This window comes from Actinokineospora sp. (assembly GCF_052390155.1).
Classification (GTDB): Bacteria; Actinomycetota; Actinomycetes; order Mycobacteriales; family Pseudonocardiaceae; genus Actinokineospora.
The window spans coordinates 48,024-73,738 of record NZ_JBQTHF010000029.1; the positions used below are offsets into that span (position 1 = coordinate 48,024).

42 protein-coding genes are annotated in these 25,715 nt (G+C 66.7%); 5 read left to right on the plus strand and 37 right to left on the minus strand.

Annotated elements, in window-relative coordinates; genetic code table 11:
• Positions 1-2 precede the first annotated feature (2 nt).
• Positions 3-587, plus strand: a complete 585-nt coding sequence (locus tag ACT4N7_RS11300) for a hypothetical protein (RefSeq protein ID WP_444828611.1) — start codon at positions 3-5, stop codon at positions 585-587.
• 10 nt (positions 588-597) lie between these two features.
• On the opposite strand, the gene ACT4N7_RS11305 is transcribed toward ACT4N7_RS11300, so the two are convergent.
• Positions 598-792: a DUF397 domain-containing protein gene (locus tag ACT4N7_RS11305; RefSeq protein WP_444828612.1), complete on the minus strand. Its 195-nt coding sequence runs from the start codon at positions 790-792 to the stop codon at positions 598-600.
• A 3-nt stretch (positions 793-795) separates the two neighbouring features.
• The gene (locus tag ACT4N7_RS11310) at positions 796-1,677 is read right to left on the minus strand and encodes a helix-turn-helix domain-containing protein (RefSeq protein WP_444828613.1); all 882 of its coding nucleotides are present in this window, start codon (positions 1,675-1,677) and stop codon (positions 796-798) included.
• Positions 1,678-1,873: 196 nt separating this feature from the next.
• On the opposite strand from ACT4N7_RS11310, the gene ACT4N7_RS11315 reads away from it, so the two are divergent.
• From ACT4N7_RS11315 to ACT4N7_RS11330, 4 genes are read left to right on the plus strand one after another with little or no spacing between them, the layout of a single operon-like run.
• On the plus strand, positions 1,874-2,101 hold the full coding sequence (locus tag ACT4N7_RS11315) for a hypothetical protein (RefSeq protein WP_444828615.1): 228 nt from the start codon (positions 1,874-1,876) through the stop codon (positions 2,099-2,101).
• A 15-nt stretch (positions 2,102-2,116) separates the two neighbouring features.
• The gene (locus ACT4N7_RS11320) at positions 2,117-2,371 is read left to right on the plus strand and encodes a hypothetical protein (RefSeq protein ID WP_444828616.1); all 255 of its coding nucleotides are present in this window, start codon (positions 2,117-2,119) and stop codon (positions 2,369-2,371) included.
• 50 nt (positions 2,372-2,421) lie between these two features.
• Entirely contained in the window at positions 2,422-3,051 is a 630-nt protein-coding gene (locus ACT4N7_RS11325; protein WP_444828617.1) for a DddA-like double-stranded DNA deaminase toxin, read from the plus strand.
• Positions 3,048-3,464 carry an Imm1 family immunity protein gene (locus ACT4N7_RS11330; protein ID WP_444828618.1) on the plus strand — a complete coding sequence of 139 codons (417 nt, stop codon included), beginning with the start codon at positions 3,048-3,050 and terminating at the stop codon, positions 3,462-3,464. Before ACT4N7_RS11325 ends, ACT4N7_RS11330 begins: the two co-directional genes overlap by 4 nt.
• 13 nt (positions 3,465-3,477) lie before the next feature.
• Here the strand turns inward: ACT4N7_RS11330 and ACT4N7_RS11335 are convergent, their stop codons facing one another.
• From ACT4N7_RS11335 to fusA, 35 genes are all read right to left on the minus strand, one after another.
• Positions 3,478-3,879, minus strand: a complete 402-nt coding sequence (locus ACT4N7_RS11335; protein WP_444828619.1) for a DUF6247 family protein — start codon at positions 3,877-3,879, stop codon at positions 3,478-3,480.
• 54 nt (positions 3,880-3,933) lie between these two features.
• Entirely contained in the window at positions 3,934-4,743 is an 810-nt protein-coding gene (gene truA / locus ACT4N7_RS11340) for a tRNA pseudouridine(38-40) synthase TruA (protein ID WP_444828652.1), read from the minus strand.
• 35 nt (positions 4,744-4,778) lie between these two features.
• Complete coding sequence (gene rplQ, locus ACT4N7_RS11345) at positions 4,779-5,468, minus strand: 50S ribosomal protein L17, sunset domain variant (RefSeq protein WP_444828620.1); 690 nt, start codon at positions 5,466-5,468, stop codon at positions 4,779-4,781.
• Between the two features lie 51 nt (positions 5,469-5,519).
• Complete coding sequence (locus ACT4N7_RS11350; RefSeq protein ID WP_444828621.1) at positions 5,520-6,569, minus strand: DNA-directed RNA polymerase subunit alpha; 1,050 nt, start codon at positions 6,567-6,569, stop codon at positions 5,520-5,522.
• A gap of 116 nt (positions 6,570-6,685) precedes the next feature.
• Positions 6,686-7,291, minus strand: coding sequence for a 30S ribosomal protein S4 (gene rpsD, locus ACT4N7_RS11355; protein WP_444828622.1), 606 nt, complete (start codon positions 7,289-7,291; stop codon positions 6,686-6,688).
• Positions 7,292-7,313: 22 nt separating this feature from the next.
• A complete protein-coding gene (gene rpsK, locus ACT4N7_RS11360) occupies positions 7,314-7,721 on the minus strand; it encodes a 30S ribosomal protein S11 (RefSeq protein ID WP_444828623.1) in 408 nt (135 codons plus the stop codon).
• Between the two features lie 194 nt (positions 7,722-7,915).
• Positions 7,916-8,296, minus strand: coding sequence for a 30S ribosomal protein S13 (gene rpsM, locus ACT4N7_RS11365; RefSeq protein WP_444828624.1), 381 nt, complete (start codon positions 8,294-8,296; stop codon positions 7,916-7,918).
• 176 nt (positions 8,297-8,472) lie between these two features.
• Positions 8,473-8,586, minus strand: a complete 114-nt coding sequence (gene rpmJ, locus ACT4N7_RS11370) for a 50S ribosomal protein L36 (RefSeq protein WP_010148647.1) — start codon at positions 8,584-8,586, stop codon at positions 8,473-8,475.
• 81 nt (positions 8,587-8,667) lie between these two features.
• On the minus strand, positions 8,668-8,889 hold the full coding sequence (gene infA, locus ACT4N7_RS11375; RefSeq protein WP_005166804.1) for a translation initiation factor IF-1: 222 nt from the start codon (positions 8,887-8,889) through the stop codon (positions 8,668-8,670).
• A 244-nt stretch (positions 8,890-9,133) separates the two neighbouring features.
• Positions 9,134-9,904, minus strand: coding sequence for a type I methionyl aminopeptidase (map, locus tag ACT4N7_RS11380; RefSeq protein ID WP_444828625.1), 771 nt, complete (start codon positions 9,902-9,904; stop codon positions 9,134-9,136).
• Positions 9,905-9,957: 53 nt separating this feature from the next.
• The gene (locus tag ACT4N7_RS11385; RefSeq protein ID WP_444828626.1) at positions 9,958-10,512 is read right to left on the minus strand and encodes an adenylate kinase; all 555 of its coding nucleotides are present in this window, start codon (positions 10,510-10,512) and stop codon (positions 9,958-9,960) included.
• Positions 10,509-11,810, minus strand: coding sequence for a preprotein translocase subunit SecY (gene secY / locus ACT4N7_RS11390; RefSeq protein WP_444828627.1), 1,302 nt, complete (start codon positions 11,808-11,810; stop codon positions 10,509-10,511). Before secY ends, ACT4N7_RS11385 begins: the two co-directional genes overlap by 4 nt.
• Positions 11,811-12,087: 277 nt before the next feature.
• Positions 12,088-12,534 (minus strand): 50S ribosomal protein L15, encoded by a 447-nt coding sequence (gene rplO, locus ACT4N7_RS11395; RefSeq protein ID WP_444828653.1) that lies wholly within the window; start codon positions 12,532-12,534, stop codon positions 12,088-12,090.
• Complete coding sequence (gene rpmD, locus ACT4N7_RS11400) at positions 12,531-12,713, minus strand: 50S ribosomal protein L30 (protein WP_444828628.1); 183 nt, start codon at positions 12,711-12,713, stop codon at positions 12,531-12,533. The genes rplO and rpmD overlap by 4 nt, the downstream gene beginning before the upstream one ends.
• 3 nt (positions 12,714-12,716) lie before the next feature.
• Positions 12,717-13,385 carry a 30S ribosomal protein S5 gene (gene rpsE / locus ACT4N7_RS11405; protein ID WP_444828629.1) on the minus strand — a complete coding sequence of 223 codons (669 nt, stop codon included), beginning with the start codon at positions 13,383-13,385 and terminating at the stop codon, positions 12,717-12,719.
• 28 nt (positions 13,386-13,413) lie between these two features.
• Positions 13,414-13,821: a 50S ribosomal protein L18 gene (gene rplR, locus ACT4N7_RS11410; RefSeq protein WP_444828630.1), complete on the minus strand. Its 408-nt coding sequence runs from the start codon at positions 13,819-13,821 to the stop codon at positions 13,414-13,416.
• Positions 13,818-14,357 (minus strand): 50S ribosomal protein L6, encoded by a 540-nt coding sequence (gene rplF / locus ACT4N7_RS11415; protein ID WP_444828631.1) that lies wholly within the window; start codon positions 14,355-14,357, stop codon positions 13,818-13,820. The genes rplR and rplF overlap by 4 nt, the downstream gene beginning before the upstream one ends.
• Before the next feature lie 16 nt (positions 14,358-14,373).
• Complete coding sequence (gene rpsH, locus ACT4N7_RS11420) at positions 14,374-14,772, minus strand: 30S ribosomal protein S8 (RefSeq protein WP_444828632.1); 399 nt, start codon at positions 14,770-14,772, stop codon at positions 14,374-14,376.
• Positions 14,773-14,869: 97 nt separating this feature from the next.
• Positions 14,870-15,055, minus strand: coding sequence for a type Z 30S ribosomal protein S14 (locus tag ACT4N7_RS11425; protein WP_444828633.1), 186 nt, complete (start codon positions 15,053-15,055; stop codon positions 14,870-14,872).
• Between the two features lie 2 nt (positions 15,056-15,057).
• Positions 15,058-15,621, minus strand: coding sequence for a 50S ribosomal protein L5 (gene rplE / locus ACT4N7_RS11430; RefSeq protein WP_444828634.1), 564 nt, complete (start codon positions 15,619-15,621; stop codon positions 15,058-15,060).
• Positions 15,622-15,623: 2 nt separating this feature from the next.
• A complete protein-coding gene (rplX, locus tag ACT4N7_RS11435) occupies positions 15,624-15,944 on the minus strand; it encodes a 50S ribosomal protein L24 (protein WP_444828635.1) in 321 nt (106 codons plus the stop codon).
• Position 15,945: 1 nt separating this feature from the next.
• Positions 15,946-16,314, minus strand: coding sequence for a 50S ribosomal protein L14 (gene rplN, locus ACT4N7_RS11440; RefSeq protein ID WP_444828636.1), 369 nt, complete (start codon positions 16,312-16,314; stop codon positions 15,946-15,948).
• Positions 16,315-16,387: 73 nt separating this feature from the next.
• Positions 16,388-16,702, minus strand: coding sequence for a 30S ribosomal protein S17 (rpsQ, locus tag ACT4N7_RS11445; protein WP_444828637.1), 315 nt, complete (start codon positions 16,700-16,702; stop codon positions 16,388-16,390).
• Positions 16,699-16,950 carry a 50S ribosomal protein L29 gene (rpmC, locus tag ACT4N7_RS11450; RefSeq protein WP_444828638.1) on the minus strand — a complete coding sequence of 84 codons (252 nt, stop codon included), beginning with the start codon at positions 16,948-16,950 and terminating at the stop codon, positions 16,699-16,701. Before rpmC ends, rpsQ begins: the two co-directional genes overlap by 4 nt.
• A gap of 2 nt (positions 16,951-16,952) precedes the next feature.
• A complete protein-coding gene (gene rplP, locus ACT4N7_RS11455) occupies positions 16,953-17,372 on the minus strand; it encodes a 50S ribosomal protein L16 (RefSeq protein ID WP_444828639.1) in 420 nt (139 codons plus the stop codon).
• A gap of 3 nt (positions 17,373-17,375) precedes the next feature.
• The gene (rpsC, locus tag ACT4N7_RS11460) at positions 17,376-18,218 is read right to left on the minus strand and encodes a 30S ribosomal protein S3 (protein ID WP_444828640.1); all 843 of its coding nucleotides are present in this window, start codon (positions 18,216-18,218) and stop codon (positions 17,376-17,378) included.
• Positions 18,219-18,650, minus strand: coding sequence for a 50S ribosomal protein L22 (gene rplV / locus ACT4N7_RS11465; protein ID WP_444828641.1), 432 nt, complete (start codon positions 18,648-18,650; stop codon positions 18,219-18,221). It abuts the gene before it with no gap.
• A 40-nt stretch (positions 18,651-18,690) separates the two neighbouring features.
• Positions 18,691-18,972 (minus strand): 30S ribosomal protein S19, encoded by a 282-nt coding sequence (rpsS, locus tag ACT4N7_RS11470; protein WP_018682829.1) that lies wholly within the window; start codon positions 18,970-18,972, stop codon positions 18,691-18,693.
• 18 nt (positions 18,973-18,990) lie between these two features.
• On the minus strand, positions 18,991-19,827 hold the full coding sequence (gene rplB / locus ACT4N7_RS11475; protein WP_444828642.1) for a 50S ribosomal protein L2: 837 nt from the start codon (positions 19,825-19,827) through the stop codon (positions 18,991-18,993).
• A 14-nt stretch (positions 19,828-19,841) separates the two neighbouring features.
• Positions 19,842-20,141, minus strand: a complete 300-nt coding sequence (gene rplW / locus ACT4N7_RS11480) for a 50S ribosomal protein L23 (RefSeq protein WP_444828643.1) — start codon at positions 20,139-20,141, stop codon at positions 19,842-19,844.
• Positions 20,138-21,013, minus strand: a complete 876-nt coding sequence (gene rplD / locus ACT4N7_RS11485; protein ID WP_444828644.1) for a 50S ribosomal protein L4, sunset domain variant — start codon at positions 21,011-21,013, stop codon at positions 20,138-20,140. Before rplD ends, rplW begins: the two co-directional genes overlap by 4 nt.
• Entirely contained in the window at positions 21,013-21,663 is a 651-nt protein-coding gene (gene rplC / locus ACT4N7_RS11490) for a 50S ribosomal protein L3 (protein WP_444828645.1), read from the minus strand. The genes rplD and rplC overlap by 1 nt, the downstream gene beginning before the upstream one ends.
• A gap of 39 nt (positions 21,664-21,702) precedes the next feature.
• Complete coding sequence (rpsJ, locus tag ACT4N7_RS11495; RefSeq protein WP_003938093.1) at positions 21,703-22,008, minus strand: 30S ribosomal protein S10; 306 nt, start codon at positions 22,006-22,008, stop codon at positions 21,703-21,705.
• 384 nt (positions 22,009-22,392) lie between these two features.
• Complete coding sequence (gene tuf / locus ACT4N7_RS11500) at positions 22,393-23,586, minus strand: elongation factor Tu (RefSeq protein ID WP_444828646.1); 1,194 nt, start codon at positions 23,584-23,586, stop codon at positions 22,393-22,395.
• Positions 23,587-23,721: 135 nt separating this feature from the next.
• On the minus strand, positions 23,722-25,715 hold a 1,994-nt coding region (fusA, locus tag ACT4N7_RS11505; RefSeq protein WP_444828647.1), incomplete at its 5' end, for an elongation factor G.

The window sequence follows — 25,715 nt, forward strand, 5'->3', positions numbered from 1 at the left end:
AAATGTTGGACACTCAACGGTTTTCGTGGGTCAACGACCAAACCAGGTACGGCGGGTTCACCCTCGCCATAATCGACGGCATAGCAGAAGATGACGTGGTTCGGCTATACGGCGGCGATCCGGGCGAGTACCAGATAATGACATTCGACGAGTCCTTCAATATGTGCGACGAAACGTCACCGTGCTTTGTGCGAACATTGACAACGCTCACCCGGGTTCGGGTCGATGGTGACCAAGTGGAAAAAGACACCGCCGTGATAGCCATGGAAAACAACGGCTGGGCCGCGAAGGATGCGGCGCGCACTGCGGACAAAGGACGACACTTTGTGGTCTACCGGGGCGGGCAAGGCCAAACACTTGTCGTGCACACAGTGGATGGCCAGCTCGTGGCCGACTTCGAACCCGCTCTCATGGTCGATGGAATCGACGTCAACGGCACCATCCCAGCGTGGGTGAACGAAGTGGACTGGTCCTGGGACAACATCGCCGCCGCCGCACTCGCGCTCGCAGCCGATGTGATGAAAGTCGACGTCACCGAGGACTGGTTCACCATGCCGTGCAGAACGACCGTGATCGCTCCCCCATAGCAGTACCCGGTCAAACCGCCGCGACGGTGGTGACGAAGGCCGACCAGGCAGCAGGCGGGAGCCTCAGCGAACCGGCGGCCGGGTTCTTGGAGTCCCGCACCCGCACCGGTGTGCCAACGGCGATCCGGCACTCAACGCACTGGTCGCCGCCACCGTTGCTGAAACTGCTCTTGAACCACCCGGTGTCGCGGACCACGGTTGACATCGCTCACTCCTGGAGTTTCCGGCGGATGACGTCAACTGTAGCGCGGTGATCCAGCGCCAGTTCCTGCAGCTTTCGGAACGCCCGCAGCAGCGCCGCGACGTCGGGCTCTTCATCGAAGTACGTCGACGGCCCGTATGCCCCCTGAGTGAAGGCCACCCGAGGGGCGGCGCCTGCGAAGTCCAGCAACGTCATTCCACCGTTGGGTGATGGACTGCGCATCCAGCCGGACCGGATGACCTGGAACCGGATGCCCGGGTAGAGCCTGCCGAGGTAGAGCAGGTGGTCACACTGCTCCCGCACCAGGTCAGCCTCGACCTCGTCGTCGGAGATCGTCAGCGCGTCCTCGGTGAAGACGAACTGGAGGTCCTTCGGCCGAGCCGACTCCAGCACTTTGATCTGCCGCTCCCGCCGGAACGCGATCCGGCTTTCCACTGCGGCGTCCGACCGCTCCCAGAACACGCCGTCACACGACTGGATGACCGCCCGGATGTACCCCGGCGTTTGCAACGGCCCGGGGATGACGCCGGGTTCGTACAGGTAGATCGAGGTGGCGTCGGCCTCCATGTCGGCGAGGCGTTGGAACGAACCGGGCAAGGTGTCGGTGTAGGCGTGCGCTTCCTTGGCGCCGCGCCGCGAGCGTTTGCGCGCCTGGGCGCCCAACTCCAGCAGGGTGGCCCGCTCCGGGCCGTGCACGTTGAGGTAGTCCAGCACAGTGTCGAGTTCCTCGACGCTGAGCGTCGCGCTGCCGTCCTCCACCTTGCTGATCCGCGCGTCGAGGTGCCCCAGCAGGTCCGCGACATCGTGCTGCGATCGGCCCTGACTCACCCGGTGCCGCTTGAGCGACAGGCCGAGTTGACGACGCTCCACCGTCTGCCGCGCACCCATCCGTCGACCTCCATCACAAAGCGTGTCAATACCGACTGCCCCGGTCCACCCGATCGAGGTAGTGAATTTAAGGAAAGTTCCTCGTAGGATCTCAAGCAACGGAGAACCTTCAAAGCAAACACATCAAAGTTTCGACCGACCACGGATACTAGCCGCCCAGCTCACCAACTACCCCCATGACTCGGAAGGAACAGCCATGTTCACCCATCGAGGTATAGGCATCGATTCGTTCGCCAAAATCGAGTCCGACTGCCCCATGACCTGCGAGGTGGTCGGCAACGAGGCCCAGTTCGAGTTCGGCCACGCCACGCACTGCCTGAACCTGGTGATTACCGAGCAGGCGCTGCACCATCTCGCCGCCGTCGTCGCGGACGCCCTGGCCAAGTTCGCCGACGACCTCCCACCCACCCGACTGACCGCGTGACGGCGGCGATCACCCATGAGCATCCACGACCAGGCCCAGCAGCTCGCCGCCCTCGCCGAACGACTACCCGTCGGCCAGGTCCAGGCCATGCACGCCGAACTCACCGCGATCCTGCAGCAGACCGTCGCCCACCTTGGCGACACTGCGAGCGCCGCCGCCGTCCACAGCGTTATCGCGCAGGCCCAGGCGCTCGCCAACGACCTGAGTGCCGCCCTCGAACACGCCCGAGCAGAGATCATCACGGCCGCGAACCACCACCTGCGCGGGTGATAGCCGACCACGCCGACCACCTGCGCCTACTCGCAGACCGTGTCCCGGTCATGTCCACGAAGGCCATTGCAGACGACATCGAGGCAGTGGGACTCGCAATGGCGGAACTACTCGGCGACCACCCCCTCATCCACCTCATCCGCGACGCCATCGCCCGCGCCGACACGTTGACCGACGCACTCACCCGCCTAACCGACATCCTCAACACCACCGCACAGCACCACAACCCGGCGGACACCCCCGCGAGGGCCACGCGACCACTCGGCTCGCCCCTCAACCCCCGCGCGGCACTACCCCGACCACCGCATCGCGACAAGACACACGGACGGTGGCTGGGCAACGACGGCAACACGGTGATGTTGGCCAGCGGCAATAAGCAGCAGTACTTCGAGGCAGCGAACGAGCGCGCGCGGGAGGTCGGCCTGACCTCGGGCCATGCACAGGCCCCGCTCGCGCGGCACGTCGAGATCCAGTTCGCGTGCCGCATGGTTGCCCACGGTCTGACCGACGAGGTGATCGAGATCAACCGGCCGGTGTGCGGAACCAACGATCACGACAAGGAGTGGACCGACACCTGCGACAAGCGCCTGGAAGACTTCCTGCCAGAAGGCGGCAGGCTGACGGTGCTCGACGGCACATCCCCGAACGGCCGCGTCTACATAGGACGGAAGAGACGATGACCATGGAAGTCGGCTGGTTGGTCGAACAGGCGAGTGGATCGTTCACCAGTGAGCACGTCATGCTGGCCGACTCAGACGATGTCTCCGACCTGGTACGGAGACTTGGTGCGCCCGGTGCCGGCCTGGCACGTCTGATCCACGGTGGGCGGCCCCTGTGGGAGCAAGCACGCTGCTTGCCCGACCATCATGTTTTCGTCGCGATCGACGACGGCTTTGGGTACCTCAGCTTCCAGGACATGGCCCACGGAAAGCGCTATGTGGTCGGGGCTCCAGAGTCACCGGGGGGTGAGTACCTGGACGACGAGTTCCCGCCAGGTTCGGGGATCTCCGTCGACCAACTCGCCAAAGCCATCGCGGAGTTCATGCACACTAGCGAGATCCCGACATGCGTCGCCTGGACAACGACCTCCTGATCATCCGGCCAGATCAGCGGGTGCGGTCAGAGAGACCGAGGTCGACTTTGAGGTCGCTCCACGACACGCTGCCGGGTCGGGGGCGGCCGGTGCGCTGGACCTCGGCTGACGTGACAAGCATCTGGCGGTGGCCGTCAGGGTCCTGCTCGGTCATCAACGCCATCCGCCGCCACATGCGCAGCACATGGCGTAACTGATCGAGATGCAACGTCTGGCGGGCCGCGGTCAGCGCGCCATCGAAGGCGGCGTCGAACTCGCCCACCTGTTCTGGCAGCAGTGCCCCTCGAATCGCCGCAGGCGAGCCAAACCGTTCCGCGGCGGTCGCGTCGCCAACCCACTCCGGGAACGGCTCCAGCCCGTTGCTGCCCGCCATGGCCGATGGATGCGGCTCGGGGAGATGCGGCGCGGCAGTCACAACAGGCATTCTATCCCTCAGCAGCCAGGTCCGGTGGGACGAGATCCGGCCAGGTCAGCGGGTGCGGACGCGGCGGGTGACTGCGGCGCGGTCGGCCAGTTCCGCGTCCGGCGGGTAGTCCACGCCGATCAACGCCAACCCGTGCGCGGGCGCCACCGTGATCACGCTGGGGCGTTCGGTCGCCAGCAGCATCGACGCGGGCCAGTCGACCGGTTTGCGGCCCTCACCCACCGCGAGCAGGGCGCCGACGAGGCTGCGCACCATCGAATGGCAGAAGGCATCGGCGCTGACCTGGGCCGCCAGCAGGCCATCCGACTCGCGAGTCCACTTGAGACACTGGAGGTGCCGGATTGTGGTCGCGCCGTCGCGGCGTTTGCAGAAGGCGACGAAGTCGTGTTCTCCCAACAACAATTCCGACGCCTCGGTCAGCGCCCCCAGGTCGAGCGGGCGCGGCCAGGTCACCACGTGGCTTCGGCGCAGCGGGTCGGCGCGCCAGGCCGTGTCGCACACCCGGTAGACGTAGTGCCTGCGCAGCGCACCGAATCGGGCGTCGAACGCGGCGGGTACGGGGCGCAGCGCGGTGACGCGGACGTCGGCGGGCAGCGCGCGGGCGAAGCGGGGGACCAGGGCGGCCAAGTCGGTGTCGGCGGGCAGGTCGGTGTGGGCCACCTGCCCGGACGCGTGCACGCCAGCATCGGTACGGCCTGCGACGGTCAGCCGGACGTCGTGGCGCAGCACCAGCGACAGCGTGTCCTCCAGCACCCCGCACACCGTGCGCCGCTGCGGCTGCCGCGCCCACCCGGAGAACTCCGTGCCGTCATAGGCGATGTCGAGCCGAACGCGGACGAGCCCGCCACCCTGAATCGGGGCGGCGGGCTCGTCCGAGGGGTACTGCGCTGTCAGGACTCGTCCTCGTCAGCCTTGTCCTGCTGCGACTTCGGCAGCGCGAATCCGGCCGCCTCGGCGTCCTCGGCGGTGGCGAACCACACCTCGGCGACGGTCCGGTCGTAGAACGCGCTGTCCGGCACGTGGTACAGCATCGAGTCGGCGTTGCCCTTGATCGGGAAACCCTCCGGCTGCGAACCGTCTTCCAGCGCGGCGTGGCTGCCCGGACCGTGCGGGGCCTCGACAGCAGGCGCCTCAACGGTTTCCGCGGCCTCGACAGCCGGAGCCGCCTTCGGCTTGTCGGCGAACTTGGTCTTGCGGGCGGCCTCGGCCTCCGCGGTGACCGTCTTCTCGCTGATCAGCTCGATGACCGCCATGGGGGCGTTGTCGCCCTTGCGCGGCATCGTCTTCGTGATCCGGGTGTAGCCACCGTTGCGGTCACTGAAGAACGGGCCGATCTCGACACACAGCCGCTGCACGACGTCCTTGTCGCGGATCACTTTCATGATCTGCCTGCGGTTGTGCAGGTCGCCCTGCTTGGCCTTGGTGATCAGCCGCTCGGCGTAGGGCCGCAGCCGCTTCGCCTTGGCCTCGGTGGTGGTGATCCGGCCGTGCTGGAACAGCGCGGTGGCCAGGTTGGCCAGAATCAGCCGCTGGTGGGCGGGGCTTCCGCCGAGACGGGCGCCCTTAGTTGGGATGGGCATTGCTTGCTCCTTGTGGAAATCCGCCGCTCAGCCAGTCCGATGTGGACTGGATCAGAGCTGCTCGGTCTCTGCGTAGTCCTGGCCGTCGTCAGTGCCGGTGTCCGCGCCGTCCGACCAGCCGTCGGTGGCGTAGTCCGCCGCGGCAGCCGTCGGGTCGAACCCGGGCGGGCTGTCCTTGAGCGCGAGACCGAGGCCGACGAGCTTCATCTTGACCTCGTCGATCGACTTCGCACCGAAGTTGCGGATGTCCAACAGGTCCGCCTCGCTGCGCGACACCAGCTCACCCACGGTGTGGATGCCCTCGCGCTTGAGGCAGTTGTACGAGCGCACGGTGAGGTCGAGATCCTCGATCGGCATCGCGTAGGCGGCGATGGTGTCCGCCTCCTGCGGCGACGGCCCGATCTCGATGCCCTCGGCGTCGATGTTCAGCTCGCGGGCGAGACCGAACAGCTCCACCAGCGTCTTGCCCGCGGACGCCACGGCGTCGCGCGGGGTGATCGACGGCTTGGTCTCGACATCGAGGATCAGCTTGTCGAAGTCGGTGCGCTGCTCGACACGGGTGGCCTCGACCTTGTAGGTCACCTTCAGCACCGGCGAGTAGATCGAGTCGACCGGAATGCGGCCGATCTCCGCGCCCGCCTGCTTGTTCTGCACGGCCGGGACGTAGCCGCGACCGCGCTCGACGACGAGCTCGATCTCCAGCTTGCCCTTGCCGTTCAGCGCGGCGATGTGCAGGTCCGGGTTGTGCACCGTGACGCCGGCGGGCGGCACGATGTCGCCCGCGGTGACCTCACCGGGGCCCTGCTTGCGCAGGTACATCGTCACCGGCTCGTCCTCCTCCGAGGAGACCACGAGCTCCTTGAGGTTGAGGATGATGTCGGTGACGTCCTCTTTGACACCCGGCACGGTGGTGAACTCGTGCAGCACGCCGTCGATGCGGATGCTGGTGACCGAGGCACCGGGGATCGACGAGAGCAGCGTGCGCCGCAGCGAGTTGCCCAGCGTGTAGCCGAAACCGGGCTCCAGCGGCTCGATGACGAAGCGGGAGCGGGTCTCGTTGACCGGCTCCTCGGCCAGAGTTGGACGCTGTGAGATGAGCACTTCTTGTTGTTTCCTTCCCGATGGCGCCCACTATTTGACGCCGACTGAACTGGGATGTCACCCGCCCGGAGACGAGTGACAGGGGCGGCGGCTCCGGCGCCGCCGCCCCTTCGAGATCACTTCGAGTAGAGCTCGACGATGAGCTGCTCCTGCACGGGCACATCGATCTGGGCCCGCACGGGAAGCTGGTGCACCAGGATCCGCAGGTTGGCCTGCACGACCTGCAACCAGGCCGGGATCGGGCGGTCGCCGTAGCCCTCCTTGGCAATGACGAACGGCAACGTGGCCATCGACTTCGGCTTCACATCGATGATGTCGAACTTCGACACCTGGAAGCTGGGGATGTTGACCTTCTTGCCGTTCACCAGGAAGTGGCCGTGGTTCACGAGCTGGCGGGCAGCGCGGCGCGTGCGGGCGAGGCCCGCCCGGTAGACCACGTTGTCCAGGCGGGACTCCAGAAGCTGCAGCAAGACCTCGCCGGTCTTGCCCTCGCGTCGCGAGGCTTCCTTGTAGTACTTGACGAACTGGCGCTCAAGGACGCCGTAGGTGTAGCGGGCCTTCTGCTTCTCCTGGAGCTGAAGCAGGTACTCGCTCTCCTTGACCCGTCCGCGGCCATGCTGGCCGGGCGGGTAGGGACGGCGCTCGAATGCCTGGTCTCCGCCGACGAGGTCGACCTTGAGCCGACGCGAGATGCGGGTCGCGGGGCCGGTGTAGCGTGCCATTTCTGTTACTCCTCCCCGTTCCTCAGACCCGGCGCCGCTTGGGCGGGCGGCAGCCGTTGTGAGGCTGCGGGGTCACGTCCTGGATGGTGCCGACCTCAAGACCCGCCGCCTGCAGCGAACGGATCGCGGTCTCCCGGCCGGAACCGGGGCCCTTGACGAACACGTCGACCTTCTTCATGCCGTGTTCCTGCGCCTTGCGGGCCGCGTTCTCGGCGGCCATCTGCGCGGCGAACGGCGTGGACTTGCGCGAGCCCTTGAAGCCCACGTGGCCGGACGAGGCCCACGCGATGACGGCCCCGGTGGGGTCGGTGATCGAGACGATCGTGTTGTTGAACGTGCTCTTGATGTGGGCGTGCCCGTGCGAGACGTTCTTCTTTTCCTTGCGCCGGACCTTCTTGACTCCGGCGCCGGTACGCGACTTCGGTGGCATGTCTTCGGGTTTCTCCTAGCTGGTGCGCGAGGTAGTGATTTCAGGAGCCGCGTTCCGGATGACAGTTCCGGCGTCCGTGTAGAGATCGCGCAGTGCTGCCGGGCGGGCGCACTTGGGCGCGACCACAAGGGCCATGAAGGGCCGGTTCCGTCGCCGCTGAGGGACGACGGCGACCACGGTCTCGCAGCTCTTGGTCACTTCTTTCCGGCCTTCTTCTTGCCGGCGACTGTCTTCTTCGGACCCTTGCGGGTGCGGGCGTTGGTCTTGGTCCGCTGACCGCGGACCGGTAGACCGCGGCGCCACCGCAGGCCCTCGTAGCAGCCGATCTCGATCTTCCGGCGAATGTCGGCCTGCACCTCGCGGCGAAGGTCACCCTCGACCTTGAAGTGTTCCTCGACGTATTCCCTGAGCTTGACCAAGTCCTCGTCGGACAGGTCCTTCACGCGCAGGTCCGGGCTGATCCCCGTGGCGCCCAGCAGCTCCTTGGAGCGTGTCCGGCCGATCCCGAAGATGTAGGTCAGCGCGATCTCCATCCGCTTGTCGCGGGGGAGGTCGACGCCGGCGAGTCGTGCCATTTCGGCGATGTCTCCTCTAGTTCGTGCTCCAGGTCTGCTCCCCTACCGCCTCGGACCGACTCGATGGTCCAAGACCCGGCCTGAAGTCCGGGCGTGAGCCGAGTCCGTGTGACTCGGCAGGTGTGGGGAGGTCGTCTGTCTTGCTCGCGTCCGATCTGCGACCGGCTAGGCGATGATCAGCCCTGACGCTGCTTGTGGCGCAGGTTCTCGCAGATCACCATGACTCGCCCGTGACGGCGGATCACCTTGCACTTGTCGCAGATCTTCTTGACGCTCGGCTGGACCTTCACGTCCTCAGTTCTCCTGCTTCGGCCGCGTGCCCCCGGCGAACGGGGACACCAGTAGTGGCTTCCCGGTCTGGTGACCGGGGGTCACTTGTAGCGGTAGACGATGCGGCCGCGGGACAGGTCGTAGGGCGAAAGCTCTACGACGACCCGGTCCTCCGGCAGAATGCGGATGTAGTGCTGCCGCATCTTGCCGCTGATGTGTGCCAGGACCTTGTGGCCGTTCTCCAACTCGACGCGGAACATCGCGTTGGGGAGTGGCTCGACCACGCGGCCTTCGACCTCGATGGCCCCGTCCTTCTTGCCCATGTCCTCCGCGTTTCGTGACGGTGTCGGGTGTAGCTTCGGATGTGGTGCTCGCCGCCGGGCATGGAGCACGGCAACAACCAGAACACCGGGCGACACGCACGACGGAATCGGCGCTTTGACCGCGCCACCGGTCAAGTGTACGCAGGTCGGTATCCGCGCCCAAATCGGGGGGCTTCGGCTGGTGAATCCGTTTCCCGGGGTGCCGCTCGGCTTCATCCGGGCCCAGGAAAGGCTCAGGTCTGTCCTACTCAGGAGCGGTCAGGACCCAAGGACCATCGTCGGTGATGGCCACGGTGTGTTCCCAGTGCGCGGCTCGGGAGCCGTCGGCGGTGATGACGGTCCAACCGTCTTCCAGTTCGACGGTTTCTTCCGCGCCGAGGGTGAGCATCGGTTCGATGGCGATGGCCATGCCGACGCGCAGGCGGGGACCCTTGCCGGGTTTGCCGTGGTTGGGCAGGAACGGGTCCATGTGCATGCTGCTGCCGATGCCGTGGCCGCCGTACTCCCGGACGATGCCGTACGAACGGCCGTGGGCGCGCTCGGAACTGTGCACCGAGGTCTCGATGGCGTGCGAGACGTCGGTGAGGCGGGCGCCGGGGACGATCGCGGCGATGCCTGCCAGCATCGAGGCGTGGGTGGCGTCGGAGAGGGCCTGGTCCGGGTCGGCGACAGTGCCGACGAAGAGGGTGACGGCCGAGTCTCCGTGCCAATCGTCGAGGATGGCGCCGCAGTCGATGGAGATCATGTCTCCGTCGGCGAGTACCTGGGACTTGGCCGGGATGCCGTGCACGATCTGTTCGTTGACCGACGCGCAGATGCTGGCCGGGAAGCCGTGGTAGCCCTTGAAGGACGGCACGGCCCCGGCGTCCCGGATGGTCTGCTCGGCTAGCTCGTCCAACTCCCCGGTACTCACGCCGGGACGCACAGCCGCGGACAGGGTGGCCAACGTCTTGGCGACCACCAGGCCCGCGGCCCGCATCGCGTCGAGTTGTGCGGGGGTCTTGATCTCGATCATCCGCGCACGCCAGGTCGCCAATGCGAGACGGAACCCGCCCGCGATGCCACCGGTCACGTCCGAGCGCGCAACGAGTCCAGCACGCGGCTGGTGATCTCGTCGACCTCACCCACCGCGTCCACGGTGATGAGCTGGTCGGCGTAGTAGTCCAGCAGCGGCGCGGTCTCCGAGCGGTAGACCTCCTGGCGGTGCCGGATCACCGCCTCGCTGTCGTCGGTGCGGCCACGCGCCAACAGCCGCGCGACCACCAGTTCCTCGTCGATCCGAAACTCGATCACCGCGTCCAGCTTGGTGTCCGACGCGCTGAGGATCGTGCCCAGCACGTCGGCCTGGCCGACGTTGCGCGGGAAGCCGTCGAGGAGGAAGCCCGCGTGGGCGTCCGGCTCGGCGAGCCGGACGCGAACCATCTCGTTGGTGACCTCGTCGGGTACGAGCTGCCCCGAGTCGAGGTACCGCTTGACGTCCTGGCCGAGTTCGGTGTCGTTCGCGATGTGCGCCCGGAAGAGGTCACCCGTGGAGATGTGCGGTATGGCGAGCTTGTGGCTCAGCTCCGTCGCCTGGGTGCCCTTTCCCGCTCCGGGCGGGCCGACGAGAACGACACGCGTCACTTGAGGAACCCTTCGTAATTGCGCTGCATGAGCTGGCTCTCGATCTGCTTCACCGTGTCCAGGCCGACGCCGACCATGATCAGCACCGCGGTGCCGCCGAACGGGAAGTTCTGGTTCTGTCCCTGGCCGGTGATGTCGAGGAAGAAGTTCGGCAGCACGGCGATGACACCAAGGTAGATCGAGCCCGGCAGCGTGATCCGGCTCAGTACGAAGCTCAAGTACTCCGAGGTCGGCCTGCCCGGCCGGATGCCCGGGATGAAGCCGCCGAACTTCTTCATCTCGTCCGCGCGCTCGTTCACGTTGAACGTGATCGTGATGTAGAAGTACGTGAAGAAGATGATCAACGCGAAGTAGGTCGCGATGTGCACCCAGCTGGACTGGCTGGTCAGGTACGTGGCGATGAACTGCTGCCACCCGGAGTTGCCCGGGCCGACGAGGCGCGAGATCAGGTCCGGCAGGAACAGCAGCGACGAGGCGAAGATGACCGGGATGACGCCCGCCTGGTTCACCTTGAGCGGCAGGTAGGTCGAGGTTCCGCCGTACATCCTGCGGCCGATCATGCGCTTGGCGTACTGCACCGGGATGCGGCGCTGGCCCTGCTCGACGAACACGACGCTGGCGATGATCAGCAGGCCGAACATGCAGACGACCGCGAACACGACCGGGCCCTTGTTGTCCAGGATCGACTTGCCCTCGAACGGGATGCGGGCCGCGATGTTGACGAACATCAGCAGCGACATGCCGTTGCCGATACCGCGCTCGGTGATCAGCTCACCGAACCACATGATCACCGCGGTGCCCGCGGTCATCGTGATGACCACGACCGTGAGGGTGAAGATGGTGCTGTTCGGGATGATCGGGTCGGAGCAGTTGGCGAAGAGCTGGCCGCGGTCGGCCATCGCGACAATGCCGGTGGCCTGCAGCACGGCGAGGGCGATGGTCAGGTAGCGCGTGTACTGCGTCAGCTTGCCCTGACCGGCCTGGCCCTCCTTCTTCAACTGCTCGAAGCGCGGGATGACCACCGTCAGGAGCTGGATGATGATGCTCGCGGTGATGTACGGCATGATCCCCAGCGCGAACACCGAGAGCTGCAGCAGGGCACCGCCGCTGAACAGGTTCAGGAGCTGGAAGATGCCCTCGGACTGAACGCCCTCGATACATTTCTTGACGTTCGGGTACGACACACCGGGCGACGGGATCGCGGCCCCGACCCGGTAGATCGCGATGATCCCGAGCGTGAAAAGGATCTTGCGGCGCAGGTCCGGCGTCGCGAGAGCCGAGCGGAAGGCGCTGAGCACGCAGGAACCTCCTCGGCGTCACCGACAGCTCAGTGCCGGTGAACGGCTTAACCGGCTGGTCGCCGGCAGGGAACAAGTCTGGCCGCCAAGTGCTGGCAAGCCAGGAGCGCTTCGGGGCTACCTACCCCGAAGCGTGCTTCGACTCTAACAGCAGAGCCGCGACGCCCAGCACCCCGTAGGTCTTACGGCCTAGGGAAAACGAGCGTCTGTGACAGTGGGGAACGGCCGAACATGCCGAGGCCGGGCACGCGAAACGCGTACCCGGCCCGGCGATGCGTCATACCTTGGTGGCGGTGCCACCGGCCGCGGTGAGCTTCTCGACCGCGCTGGCCGAGAACTTGTCCGCGGTGATGTCCAGCTTGACGCCGTTGAGATCACCGTTGCCGAGGATCTTGACGAGCGAGCCCTTGCGGACCAGGCCCGCCTGGACGAGCTGCTGGATCGACACGGTGCCGCCGTCCGGGAACGAGGTGGCCACGTCGCCGACGTTGACGACCTGGTACTCGACCCGGAAGCGGTTCTTGAAGCCCTTGAGCTTCGGCAGCCGCATCTGGATCGGCATCTGGCCACCCTCGAAGCGCGCGGGGACGTTCTTGCGCGCCTTGGTGCCCTTCGTGCCGCGGCCGGCGGTCTTGCCCTTGGAGCCCTCACCGCGACCCACACGGGTCTTCTCGGTCTTGGCTCCCGGCGCAGGCCGCAGGTGATGAATTTTGATAGCCATCAGTCGACCTCCTCGACAGTGACGAGGTGGCGGACGGTGTGGATGAGGCCACGCACCTCAGGGGTGTCCTCGCGGACCGTGGACTGCCGGATCTTGCGCAGGCCGAGAGTCTTGAGCGACTCGCGGTGGTTGCGCTTGGTCCCGATCTTGCTCTTGACCTGGGTCACCTTGAGCTGTGCCATGACCTAGGCCCCCTGTCCGGCTGCGGCAGCCGCGGCGCGAGCGCGCAGCATGCCCGCGGGAGCGACGTCCTCAAGCGGCAGGCCGCGGCGGGCCGCGACCTCCTCGGGACGCTGCAGGCCCTTGAGCGCGGCCACGGTCGCGTGCACGATGTTGATGGCGTTGTCGCTACCCAGCGACTTAGACAGCACATCGTGCACACCGGCGCACTCCAATACGGCGCGCACCGGGCCACCGGCGATGACGCCGGTACCGGCGCTGGCCGGACGGAGCAGCACGACGCCTGCGGCCTTCTCGCCCTGGATCGGGTGCGGGATGGTGCCGCCGATCCGCGGGACGCGGAAGAAGTTCTTCTTGGCCTCTTCGACGCCCTTCGCGATCGCGGCGGGCACCTCCTTGGCCTTGCCGTAGCCGACACCGACCATGCCGTCGCCGTCACCGACGACGACCAACGCGGTGAAGCTGAACCGGCGTCCACCCTTCACGACCTTGGCGACTCGGTTGATCGCCACGACCCGCTCAAGGTGCGCGCTCTTCTCCTGGGCCGCCCCGCGGCCGCCACCGTCGCGACGATCGCCGCGACCGCGACGCTCGCCGCGCTCGCCGCCCTGACCGCCGCCGGGGCCGCCCTGACCGCCCTGACCGCCGCCGAACTGCCGTGTACGTCCCGGCATCAGGCGTTCCTTCCCTTGTCGCTCATCATCAGAACTCCAGCCCCGCGCCGCGGGCCGAGTCGGCCAGCGCCGCGATGCGGCCGGTGTACTTGTTGCCGCCGCGGTCGAACACGACCGCCGCGATGCCCGCGTCCTTGGCCCGGGCGGCGAGCAGCTCGCCGACCTTGGCCGCGCGGGCCTTCTTGTCGCCGTCCACCGCGCGGACGTCCGCCTCCAGGCTGGACGCCGACGCGACGGTGTGGCCCGCGAGGTCGTCGACGATCTGCGCGGAGATGTGCCGCGAGGACCGGTTGACGACCAGGCGCGGGCGCTCGGACGTGCCGCTGATCTTCTTGCGCAGCCGGAAGTGCCTGCGGGTCTTGGCGATGCGCCGGGTGGTCGAGGCGTCCTTGCCCACCGGCTTGCGCTTCGCGATAGTGGCTTCGCTCATGATCACTTACCCGTCTTTCCGACCTTGCGGCGGATCTTCTCGCCCGAGTAGCGAACGCCCTTGCCCTTGTACGGGTCGGGCTTGCGCAGCTTGCGGATGTTGGCCGCGACCTCACCGACCTGCTGCTTGTCGATACCCGAGACCGAGAACCTGGTCGCGCTCTCGACAGCGAAGGTGATGCCCTCGGGGGCGGGCACCTTCACCGGGTGGCTGAAGCCCAGTGAGAACTCCAGATCCGTGCCCTTGGCCAGGACGCGGTAACCGACGCCGTGGATTTCGAGCTTCTTCTCGTAGCCGTCGGTGACACCGACGACCAGGTTGTTGACCAGCGACCGGGTCAGGCCGTGCAGCGCACGGTTCTGCCGCTCGTCGTTGGGCCGCTTGATCTCCAGCGTGCCGTCCTCGGCGCGCTCGACGATGATCGGCTCGGCCACGGTGAGCGCCAGGGTGCCCTTGGGGCCCTTCACGCTGACGTGCTGACCGTCGATGCTGACGTCGACCCCGGCCGGGACGGGGATCGGAAGACGTCCGATGCGAGACATGCTTGCTCCCCTTCCCTTACCAGACGTAGGCGAGGACTTCCCCGCCCACACCTTGCTTGCCCGCCTGGCGGTCGGTCAGCAGGCCACCGGACGTGGAGATGATCGCCACGCCAAGGCCGCCGAGAACCTTCGGCAGATTGGTCGACTTCGCGTACACCCGCAGACCGGGCTTGGACACCCGGCGCAGACCCGCGATGCTGCGCTCGCGGTTGGGGCCGTACTTCAGCTCGACGACAAGGTTCTTGCCCTTTTCGCCGTCCTCGTCGCGGAAGCTGGCGATGTAGCCCTCACGCTTGAGGATCTCGGCGATGTGCGCCTTGAGCTTCGAGTGCGGCAGCACGACCTCGTCGTGGTATGCCGAGTTGGCATTACGCAGACGGGTCAAGAAGTCTGCGATCGGGTCGGTCATCGTCATGGTGACCTGTCAACCTTTCTCACCGTGGTTCCCTCTCGGGCCTACGGTGAACATGGGGGTAAGCGGGCAGGGATTCAGTCCGAAGTGGACCGAAGTCCTACCAGCTGGACTTGCTGACGCCGGGCAGCTCGCCCCGGTGTGCCATCTGGCGCAGGCAGATCCGGCACAGGCCGAACTTGCGGAACACCGAGTGCGGACGGCCGCAGCGGTTGCACCGGGTGTAACCCCGCACAGCGAACTTCGGCTTCTTGGAAGCCTTGTGGACAAGCGCCTTCTTGGCCATGGTCACTGCTCCTTGAACGGGAAGCCCAGGTGCTTGAGCAGCGCCCGGCCTTCCTGGTCATTGATCGCGGTGGTCACGATGGTGATGTCCATGCCGCGCTGGCGGTCGATCGTGTCGGGATCGATCTCGTGGAACATCGACTGCTCGTTGAGACCGAAGGTGTAGTTGCCGTTGCCGTCGAACTGCTTACCCGACAGGCCGCGGAAGTCGCGGATACGCGGCAGCGCGATCGTCAGCAGGCGGTCGAGGAACTCCCACATCCGGTCGCCGCGCAGGGTGACCCGGGCGCCGATCGGCATGCCCTCGCGCAGCTTGAACTGCGCGATCGACTTGCGGGCCTTGCGGATCTCGGGCTTCTGGCCGGTGATCGTGGACAGGTCGCGGACCGCGCCCTCGATCAGCTTGCCGTCGCGGGCGGCGTCGCCGACGCCCATGTTCACGACGACCTTGACCACGCCGGGGATCTGCATGGGGTTCGAGTACTTGTACTCGTCCCGCAGTGCGACGGTGATCTCCTCGCGGTAGCGGGTCTTCAAGCGGGGGATGACCTTCTCAGTGGTAGTCATGATCAGATCTCCTTCCCGGCGCCGTGCTTGCCGCGGGCGATGCGGACCTTGCGGCCGTCGTCCTCGAATTTGTAGCCCACGCGGACCGCCTTGCCCTCGGACACGACCATCACGTTGCTCACGTGGATCGGTGCCTCCTGGGTGACGATGCCGCCGGACTGCGCGCCGCGCTGGTTCTGCGAGATGCGCGTGTGCTTCTTGACCCGGTTGACGCCCTCGACCAGGACCTTGTTGCGAGTCGGGTAGGCCTGGATGACCTTGCCCTTCGCGCCCTTGTCCTTGCCGGCGATGACAACGACCGTGTCACCCTTCTTGACCTTCATTTCAGAGCACCTCCGGCGCCAGCGAGATGATCTTCATGAACTTCTTGTCGCGCAGTTCGCGACCCACCGGGCCGAAGATGCGGGTACCGCGCGGCTCGCCCTCGTTCTTGATCAGAACGGCGGCGTTCTCGTCGAACTTGATGTAGGAACCGTCCGGGCGGCGACGCTCCTTGACGGTGCGGACGATGACAGCCTTGACGACGTCACCCTTCTTCACACCGGCGCCGGGCATCGCGTCCTTGACCGTGGCGACGATGATGTCGCCGATTCCCGCGTAGCGGCGACCGGAACCACCAAGAACACGGATGCAAAGAATTTCCTTCGCACCGGTGTTGTCGGCGACACGCAGTCGCGACTCCTGCTGGATCACTTCAACTCCTGACCATTCTTGGCCTGCCAGATTTCCGACCTGACAGGCTCGGCCTTGCCTGGGTAAGCCTGGATTACTTGGCCTTCTCGACGACCTGGACGAGCCGCCAGCGCTTGGTGGCGGACAGCGGCCGGGTCTCCATCAGCAACACGCGGTCGCCGATGCCTGCGGTGTTCTCCTCGTCGTGCGCCTTCACCTTGGTGGTGAAGCGCAGAACCTTGGCGTACCGCGGGTGCTTCTTGCGGTCTTCCAGGGCCACGACGATCGTCTTGTCCATCTTGTCCGACACCACGAGGCCCTCGCGGACCTTGCGGTTGTTGCGGACCTCGGCGCTGTCCGAAGAACCAGCCTCGTTCACAGCGTTTCCATTCCCAGCGTTCTCACTCATGCGGCGCCCTCACCGGTCGCGTCCGGGGACACCGAGAGGCCGAGCTCGCGCTCGCGCATCACGGTGTAGATCCGGGCGATCTCATGCTTGACGGTGCGCAACCGTCGGTTGTTGTCCAACTGGCCGGTGGCCATCTGGAAACGAAGGTTGAACAGCTCTTCCTTCGCCTCGCGCAGACGCAGCACGAGCTCCTCGTCGGTGAGCTCTCGCAGGTCAGCCGCAGTGGTGCCCGCTCCTGTGCTAGCCATTGCTAGAAGTCACCACCCTCACGCGTGACGATGCGGCACTTCATCGGAAGTTTGTGGATCGCGCGGCGCAGTGCCTCGCGCGCGACCGTCTCGTTCGGGAAGCTCATCTCGAACATGACGCGACCCGGCTTGACGTTCGCCACCCAGTACTCCGGCGAGCCCTTGCCGGAACCCATGCGGGTCTCGGCGGGCTTCTTGGTGAGCGGGCGGTCCGGGAAGATATTGATCCAGACCTTGCCGCCACGGCGGATGTGCCGGTTGATGGCGATACGGGCGGACTCGATCTGTCGGTTCGTCACGTAGGCGGGCTCAAGCGCCTGGATGCCGAACTCGCCGAACGTGACCTTGGTGCCGCCCTTGGCAGCGCCCGAACGCTTCGGGTGGTGCTGCTTGCGGTGCTTGACCCTGCGCGGGATGAGCACTACTCAGCCCTCCCCGTTACCAGTGGTGGGGGTGTCGACAGCGGCGCCGTTGGCCGTGTCCGCACCCTTCGTCTGCGCTTCGGCCGCCGCGCGACCCGCCTCGGTGCTGGTCGCGGTGGTACCGGAGGCACCGGAGCGACGCGCCCGGTTCGGGCGCTCGCGCCGCGGCTCGCGACGGGCGTCGGGCGCGGCGGACCGGGCCTCGTGCTCCCGGCGTCCGCCGACGATCTCACCCTTGTAGATCCACACCTTGACGCCGATCCGGCCGAACGTCGTACGGGCCTCGAAGAACCCGTAGTCGATGTCGGCGCGCAGCGTGTGCAGCGGGACGCGACCCTCGCGGTAGTGCTCCGAGCGGGACATCTCGGCACCGCCGAGACGACCGCCGCACTGCACCCGGATGCCCTTGACCTGCGGCGAGCGCATGGCCGACTGGATGGCCTTGCGCATCGCGCGCCGGAAGGACACGCGGTTGGAGAGCTGCTCGGCGGTCACCTGGGCGACGAGCTGCGCGTCCGCCTCGGGGTTCTTGACCTCAAGGATGTTGAGCTGGACCTGCTTCTTGGTCAGCTTCTCCAGCTCACCGCGAATGCGGTCCGCCTCGGCGCCGCGGCGGCCGATGACGATGCCCGGACGGGCCGTGTGGATGTCGACGCGGACCCGGTCACGGGTGCGCTCGATCTCCACCCGGGAGATGCCCGCGCGCTCCATGCCCTTGGACAGCAGCTTGCGGATCTTCACGTCCTCCGCGACGTACTCCGCGTACTGCTTGTCGGCGTACCAGCGGGACCGCCAGTCGGTGGTGATCCCGAGCCGGAAGCCGTGCGGGTTGATCTTCTGCCCCATTTAGCGGGCACCACCCTTCGTGCTCGTCTTGCGAGCCTTGGCGGTCTGCTTCGGCTGGACCGGCCGCGACTCGACCTCGACCGTGATGTGGCTCGTCCGCTTGCGGATCCGGTAGGCGCGACCCTGCGCGCGCGGCCGGAATCGCTTCAACGTCGGGCCTTCGTCCACGTACGCCACGGCCACCCAGAGGGTGTCGGGGTCGAGGCTGAGGTTGTTCTCGGCGTTGGCAATTGCGCTGGCGAGCACCTTCGCGACCGGCTCGCTGGCCGCCTGCGGCGCGAACCTGAGCACGGCCAGGGCTTCGCTGGCGCTACGTCCCCTGATGAGCTCGACGACGCGACGCACCTTCATCGGCGTGGCGCGAACGTAGCGAGCCCGAGCCACGGCGCGCGGAAATTCCTCCTGCGCCGTGGTGTCGATACGGGCGTTCATCGCTGCTTCCCTTGCTCTCTCTACTAGTTCGTGCCACCGGCTAGCGGCGACGTGCCTTGCGGTCGTCCTTGATGTGGCCCTTGAACGTGCGGGTCGGGGCGAACTCGCCCAGCTTGTGACCCACCATCGCCTCGGATACGAACACCGGGACGTGCTTGCGGCCGTCGTGCACCGCGATGGTGTGCCCCAGCATGTCCGGGATGATCGTGGACCGGCGGGACCACGTCTTGATCACGGTCTTCTTGCCGGACTCGTTGAGAGCGTCCACCTTCTTGAGCAGGTGGTCGTCCACGAACGGGCCCTTTTTCAGGCTGCGTGGCATGTGCTTCTACCTCCCTGCTCAGCGCTTGTTCTTGCCAGTGCGGCGACGGCGGACGATCATCTTGTCGCTCGGCTTGCTGCGACGGGTGCGGCCTTCGGGCTTGCCTGCCGGGTTCACCGGGTGGCGACCACCGGAGGTCTTGCCCTCACCGCCACCGTGCGGGTGGTCGACCGGGTTCATCGCGACACCGCGGACGGTTGGGCGCTTGCCCTTCCACCGCATGCGGCCCGCCTTGCCCCAGTTGATGTTGGAGTGCTCGGCGTTGCCGACCTCGCCGACGGTGGCGCGGCAGCGCACGTCCACGTTGCGGATCTCGCCCGAGGGCATCCGCAACTGGGCGTACGGGCCGTCCTTCGCGACGAGCTGCACGCTCGTGCCCGCGGACCGCGCGATCTTGGCGCCGCCGCCGGGGCGAAGCTCGATCGCGTGGATCACGGTGCCGACCGGGATGTTGCGCATCGGCAGGCTGTTACCCGGCTTGATGTCGGCCCGGGGGCCGTTCTCGATCGGGTCGCCTTGACGCAGCTTGTTCGGCGCGATGATGTAGCGCTTCTCGCCGTCGGCGTAGTGCAGCAGCGCGATGCGCGCTGTGCGGTTGGGGTCGTATTCGATGTGCGCCACCTTGGCGGGCACACCGTCCTTGTCGTGGCGCCGGAAGTCGATCAGGCGGTACGCGCGCTTGTGACCGCCACCCTTGTGCCGGGTGGTGATCTTGCCGTGCGCGTTGCGCCCGCCGCTGCCGTGCAGCGGACGGATCAACGACTTCTCCGGCGTCGACCGAGTGATCTCGGCGAAGTCCGAGACGCTGGAGCCGCGACGGCCCGGGGTCGTCGGCTTGTATTTGCGGATGCCCATGTTTGCTCAGTCCCTTACGCGGCCGGGCCGCCGAAGATCTCGATCGGCTTGCTCTCGGCGGACAGCGTCACGATTGCCCGCTTGGTGTCCTTGCGCTTGCCGTACCCGGAGCGGGTGCGCTTGCGCTTGCCGTTGCGGTTGAGCGTGTTCACGCTCACCACCTGCACGCCGAACACCTTCTCGACCGCGATCTTGATCTGGGTCTTGTTGGCGTCGGGAGACACCAGGAACGTGTATTTGTTCTCTTCGAGCAGCCCGTAGGACTTCTCGGAGATCACCGGCGCGAGCAGGATGTCTCGGGGGTCGGGGATCACTTGTCCGCTTCCTTCCGCTGCGACGGCGGCAGTGCGAAGCCCGCCTGCTCGGCGTCCTCGGCGGTGGCGAACCACACCTCGGCGACCGTGCGGTCGTAGAAGGCGCTGCCGGGCACGTGGTAGAGCTTCGAGTCGGCGTTGCCCTTGATCGGGAAACCGTCCGGCTGCGAGCCGTCGGCCAGCGCGTCGTGGCTGCCCGCACCGAAGGCCGAGACCTCCGTGGAACTGGCCGACGCCTTGACGGAGCGGCTGGGACCGGCCAGGAACGCCTCGTAGGCGGTCTTGGTGAACACCACGTCGTCGTTGACGAGCACGTCGTAGGTGTTGAGCTGGTCCGGCGCGATCACGTGCACGTGCGGCAGGTTGCGCGCCGACACCCAGGCGACGTCCTCGGCCCTGGTCAGCACGACCAGCAGGCGCTTGGCCGTGGAGATCGTGGCCAGCAGGTCGCGAACGATCTTGGTCGAGGGCTTGTCGCCTTCGACCAGGGTGGTGACGATGTGCACCTGGCCAGCGCGAGCGCGGTCGGAGAGGGCACCGCGCAGCGCGGCGGCCTTCATCTTCTTCGGTGTCCGCTGGGTGTAGTCGCGCGGCTGCGGGCCGTGCGAGACACCGCCGCCGACGAACTGCGGCGACCGGGTCGAGCCCTGCCGGGCGCGGCCGGTGCCCTTCTGCCGGTACGGCTTGCGGCCACCGCCGGAGACCTCGCCGCGAGTCTTGGTCGAGTGCGTGCCCTGGCGCGCGGCGGCCATCTGGGCCACGACAACCTGGTGCATCAGCGGAATGTTCGCCTGCACGTCGAAGATCTCGCCGGGCAGCTCGACGCTGCCGTCGGTCTTTCCTGCGGGGGTCTTGATGTCAACACTGGTCATCAGACACCGCCCTTCGCAGCCGTCTTGAGGAACACCAGGCCGCCCTTGGGGCCGGGCACGGCGCCCTTGATCAGGATGAGGCCGGTGTCCGCGTCGACCTGGTGCACAGTGAGGTTCTGGGTGGTGACCCGGACGTTGCCCATCCGGCCCGCCATCCGCAGACCCTTGAACACCCGGCCCGGGGTGGCACAGCCGCCGATGGAACCCGGCGAGCGGTGCTTGCGCTGCACGCCGTGTCCCGCGCCGAGGCCCTTGAACCCGTGGCGCTTCATGACACCGGCGGTGCCCTTGCCCTTGGTGGTCCCGGTAGCGTCGATGACCTGGCCCGACTCGAACACCTCTGCGGTGATCTCCTGGCCGACCTCGTACTCGGCGGCGTCGGTGGTGCGCAGCTCCGCGAGGTAGCGGCGCGGCGTCACCCCCGCCTTGCCGAAGTGGCCGCCCTCGGGCTTGTTCACCTTGCGCGGGTCGATCGCGCCGAACGCGAGCTGGACCGCGGCGTAGCCGTCGGTCTCCGCGCTGCGGATCTGCGTGACCACGTTGGGTCCCACCTTGACGACGGTCACCGGGACGATCCGGTTGTTCTCGTCGAAGACCTGGGTCATCCCGAGCTTGGTGCCCAGGATCCCTTTCATCTGCCTGTCAGACATGGCTCTCGTTACTCTCCACCGCTCTGATGCGCCGCACGCTTACTGGATGTTGACGTCGACGCTCGCCGGAAGGTCGATGCGCATGAGCGCGTCCACCGTCTTCGGCGTCGGGTCGAGGATGTCGATCAGACGCTTGTGCGTACGCATCTCGAAGTGCTCGCGCGAGTCCTTGTACTTGTGCGGCGAGCGGATGACGCAGTAGACGTTCTTCTCGGTGGGCAGCGGCACTGGCCCCACGACCCGAGCGCCGGTGCGCGTCACGGTCTCCACGATCTTGCGCGCGGACGCGTCGATCGCCTCGTGGTCGTAGGCCTTGAGCCGGATGCGGATCTTCTGTCCCGCCATAGTGGCTTGCCGTTCCTCTGTCTCGTACCGCTGCGGTGCGGTTGCGATCCTCGGCTGGCCCGTGGGCCGATGCCGCGCCGCTTCCCTGTTCACAAGTCAATCGTTGTCGGGCTGGCCCCGGTCCACGCGGTCGGGCGTGTCGCGCCCGATTCGCATACCGGTCCCTTGGGTGAATCGGCACTCCTGGTGAAACCGGAGACTCGATCGCCGCTGGGGCGGGCCGTGCAAACCCGAGGGTCATAGTGACCCCGGTACTCGTGCCGGGGCGGCCGGTAATCGAACCAGACCGGCCGCCCCGCAACGAGCAACCCATAAAGGATGCCACACCGCTGTGTGGCGATCCAAATCGGGGTGGCCGAAGTAACTCCGGCCACCCCGACGGCACTACTTGTTGATCGTGACGACCCGGCCGGCGCCGACGGTGCGGCCACCTTCGCGGATCGCGAACCGCAGACCCTCATCCATCGCGATGGGCTGGATCAGCGCGACGGTCATGGCCGTGTTGTCGCCCGGCATGACCATCTCGGTGCCCTCGGGGAGGGTGACGACACCGGTGACGTCCGTGGTGCGGAAGTAGAACTGCGGACGGTAGTTGTTGAAGAACGGGGTGTGGCGACCACCCTCGTCCTTGCTCAGGATGACGACCTGGGCCTCGAAGTCGGTGTGCGGGGTGGTGGTACCCGGCTTCACGACGACCTGGCCGCGCTCGACGTCCTCACGCTTGATGCCACGCAGGAGCAGGCCGACGTTGTCGCCCGCCCGACCCTGGTCGAGCAGCTTGCGGAACATCTCGACACCGGTGACGGTGGTCTTCTGCGCCTTCTCGCGGATGCCGACGATCTCGACTTCCTCGTTGACGTTGACGATGCCCCGCTCGATGCGGCCGGTCACCACGGTGCCGCGGCCGGTGATGGTGAAGACGTCCTCGACGGGCATGAGGAACGGCTTGTCCATCTCCCGCTCGGGCTCCGGGATGCTCTCGTCGACCGCGTCCATCAGCTCGATGAGCTTGGCGCCCCACTCGGCGTCGCCCTCAAGGGCCTTGAGCGCGGAGACGCGCACGACCGGCAGGTCGTCGCCCGGGAAGTCCTGGTTCGTGAGGAGCTCACGAACCTCAAGCTCGACGAGCTCCAGGATCTCCTCGTCGTCGACCATGTCGGCCTTGTTCAGGGCCACCACGATGTACGGCACGCCGACCTGACGGGCGAGCAGCACGTGCTCACGCGTCTGCGGCATCGGGCCGTCGGTCGCCGCGACCACCAGGATGGCGCCGTCCATCTGCGCCGCGCCGGTGATCATGTTCTTCACGTAGTCGGCGTGTCCCGGGCAGTCGACGTGCGCGTAGTGGCGCTTCTCCGTCTGGTACTCGATGTGCGCGATCGAGATCGTGATACCACGGGCCTTCTCCTCCGGCGCCTTGTCGATCTCGTCGAACGGCGTGAAGGGGTTCAGGTCGGGGTACTTGTCGTGCAGGACCTTCGAGATCGCCGCGGTCAGCGTGGTCTTTCCGTGGTCGATGTGACCGATGGTCCCGATGTTGACGTGCGGCTTGGTCCGCTGGAACTTCGCCTTCGCCACTTGATGTCCTCCTGCACTTGTACTTTCCGCCTGGCCGAACGGTTTCGGATGGCGGCTCGATCGGTCTGTGTGCGGACCCCGGGGAGTCCACGGCCAGAGCTCGCACGCGACTTCGCGTGGCGCTCCGGCGTGGGATTACTCCCCAGTAGCCTTTGCGATGATCTCCTTCGCGACGTTCGTGGGAACCTCGGCGTAGGAGTCGAACACCATCGAGTAGTTGGCCCGGCCCTGGGTCTTGGACCGCAGGTCGCCCACATACCCGAACATCTCCGACAGCGGCACCAGCGCCTTGACGATGCGGGCTCCGCTGCGCTCCTCCATGGCCTGGATCTGGCCACGGCGGGAGTTCAGGTCGCCGATGACCTCGCCCATGTACTCCTCGGGCGTGATCACCTCGACCGCCATCATCGGCTCCAGCAGCACCGGGTCGGCCTTGCGAGCGGCTTCCTTGAGCGCCATGGAACCGGCGACCTTGAACGCCATCTCGGACGAGTCGACCTCGTGGTACGCGCCGTCCAACAGGGTCAGCTTCAACCCGACCAGGGGGTACCCGGCGAGGACACCGTACTGCATGGCGTCCTGCGCGCCCGCGTCCACCGACGGGATGTACTCCCGCGGCACGCGGCCACCGGTGACCTTGTTGTCGAACTCGTAGAGCACGCCGTCCGTGGTGGGCAGCGGCTCCAGCTTGATGATGACCTTCGCGAACTGGCCGGAGCCACCCGTCTGCTTCTTGTGGACGTAGTCGAGCTTGTCCACCGTGCGACGGATCGTCTCGCGGTAGGCCACCTGCGGCTTGCCGATGTTCGCCTCGACCTTGAACTCGCGCCGCATGCGGTCGACGAGGATGTCGAGGTGCAGTTCGCCCATGCCCGCGATGATCGTCTGGCCGGTCTCGTCGTCCTGGTTGACCCGGAACGTCGGGTCCTCCTCGGCGAGCTTCTGGATCGCGGTGCCCAGCTTCTCCTGGTCGGCCTTGGTCTTCGGCTCGATCGCGACCTGGATGACCGGGTCGGGGAACGTCATCGACTCAAGGACGATCGGGTTGTCCGGGTCGCACAGGGTTTCGCCAGTGGTGGTGCCCTTGAGACCGATCACCGCGTAGATGTGGCCCGCGATGGCCTCGTCGATCGGGTTCTCCTTGTTGGCGTGCATCTGGAAGAGCTTCCCGATGCGCTCCTTGCGATCCTTGCTCGCGTTGATGACCTGGGACCCGGAGGCCAGCCTGCCCGAGTACACCCGGACGTAGGTCAGCTTGCCGAAGAACGGGTGCGTCGCGATCTTGAACGCCAGCGCCGCGAACGGCTCGTCGGTGCTGGGCGCGCGCGTGACCTTGGTCTCGCCGTCGAGCAGGGTGCCCTCGACCGGCGGCACGTCCAGCGGGGACGGCAAGAAGTCGATCACGGCGTCGAGCATGGGCTGCACGCCCTTGTTCTTGAACGCCGAACCGCACAGCACCGGGTAGGCCGACCGGTTGGTCACGATCCGGCGGATGCCGGTCTTGATCTGCGTGACCGAGAGCTCCTCGCCGCCGAGGTAGAGCTCCATGAGCTCGTCGTCGGTTTCGGCGACAGCCTCGATCAGCGCCTCACGGTATTCGGCGGCCTTCTCGGCCATGTCGGCCGGGATGTCCTCGACCGTGTAGTCCTCGCCCTTCTGGACCTCGCCACGCCAGGTCAGCGCGCGCATCTCCACCAGGTCGACGACGCCGATGAACTCGCTCTCGCTGCCGATCGGCAACTGGATCGGCAGCGGCTTGGCACCGAGGCGCTCCGAGATGGTGCGCACGGTGAAGTAGAAGTCCGCGCCGAGCTTGTCCATCTTGTTGACGAAGCAGATCCGCGGGACGTCGTACTTGGTGGCCTGGCGCCATACCTGCTCGGACTGGGGCTCGACACCTTCTTTGCCGTCGAAGACGGCGACAGCGCCGTCGAGCACCCGCAGCGAACGCTCCACCTCGACGGTGAAGTCGACGTGGCCGGGCGTGTCGATGATGTTGATGCGGTGGTCGGCCCAGAACGCCGTCGTCGCGGCGGCCGTGATGGTGATGCCGCGCTCCTGCTCCTGCGGCATCCAGTCCATCGTCGCCGCGCCCTCGTGGACCTCGCCGATCTTGTAGATCTTCTTCG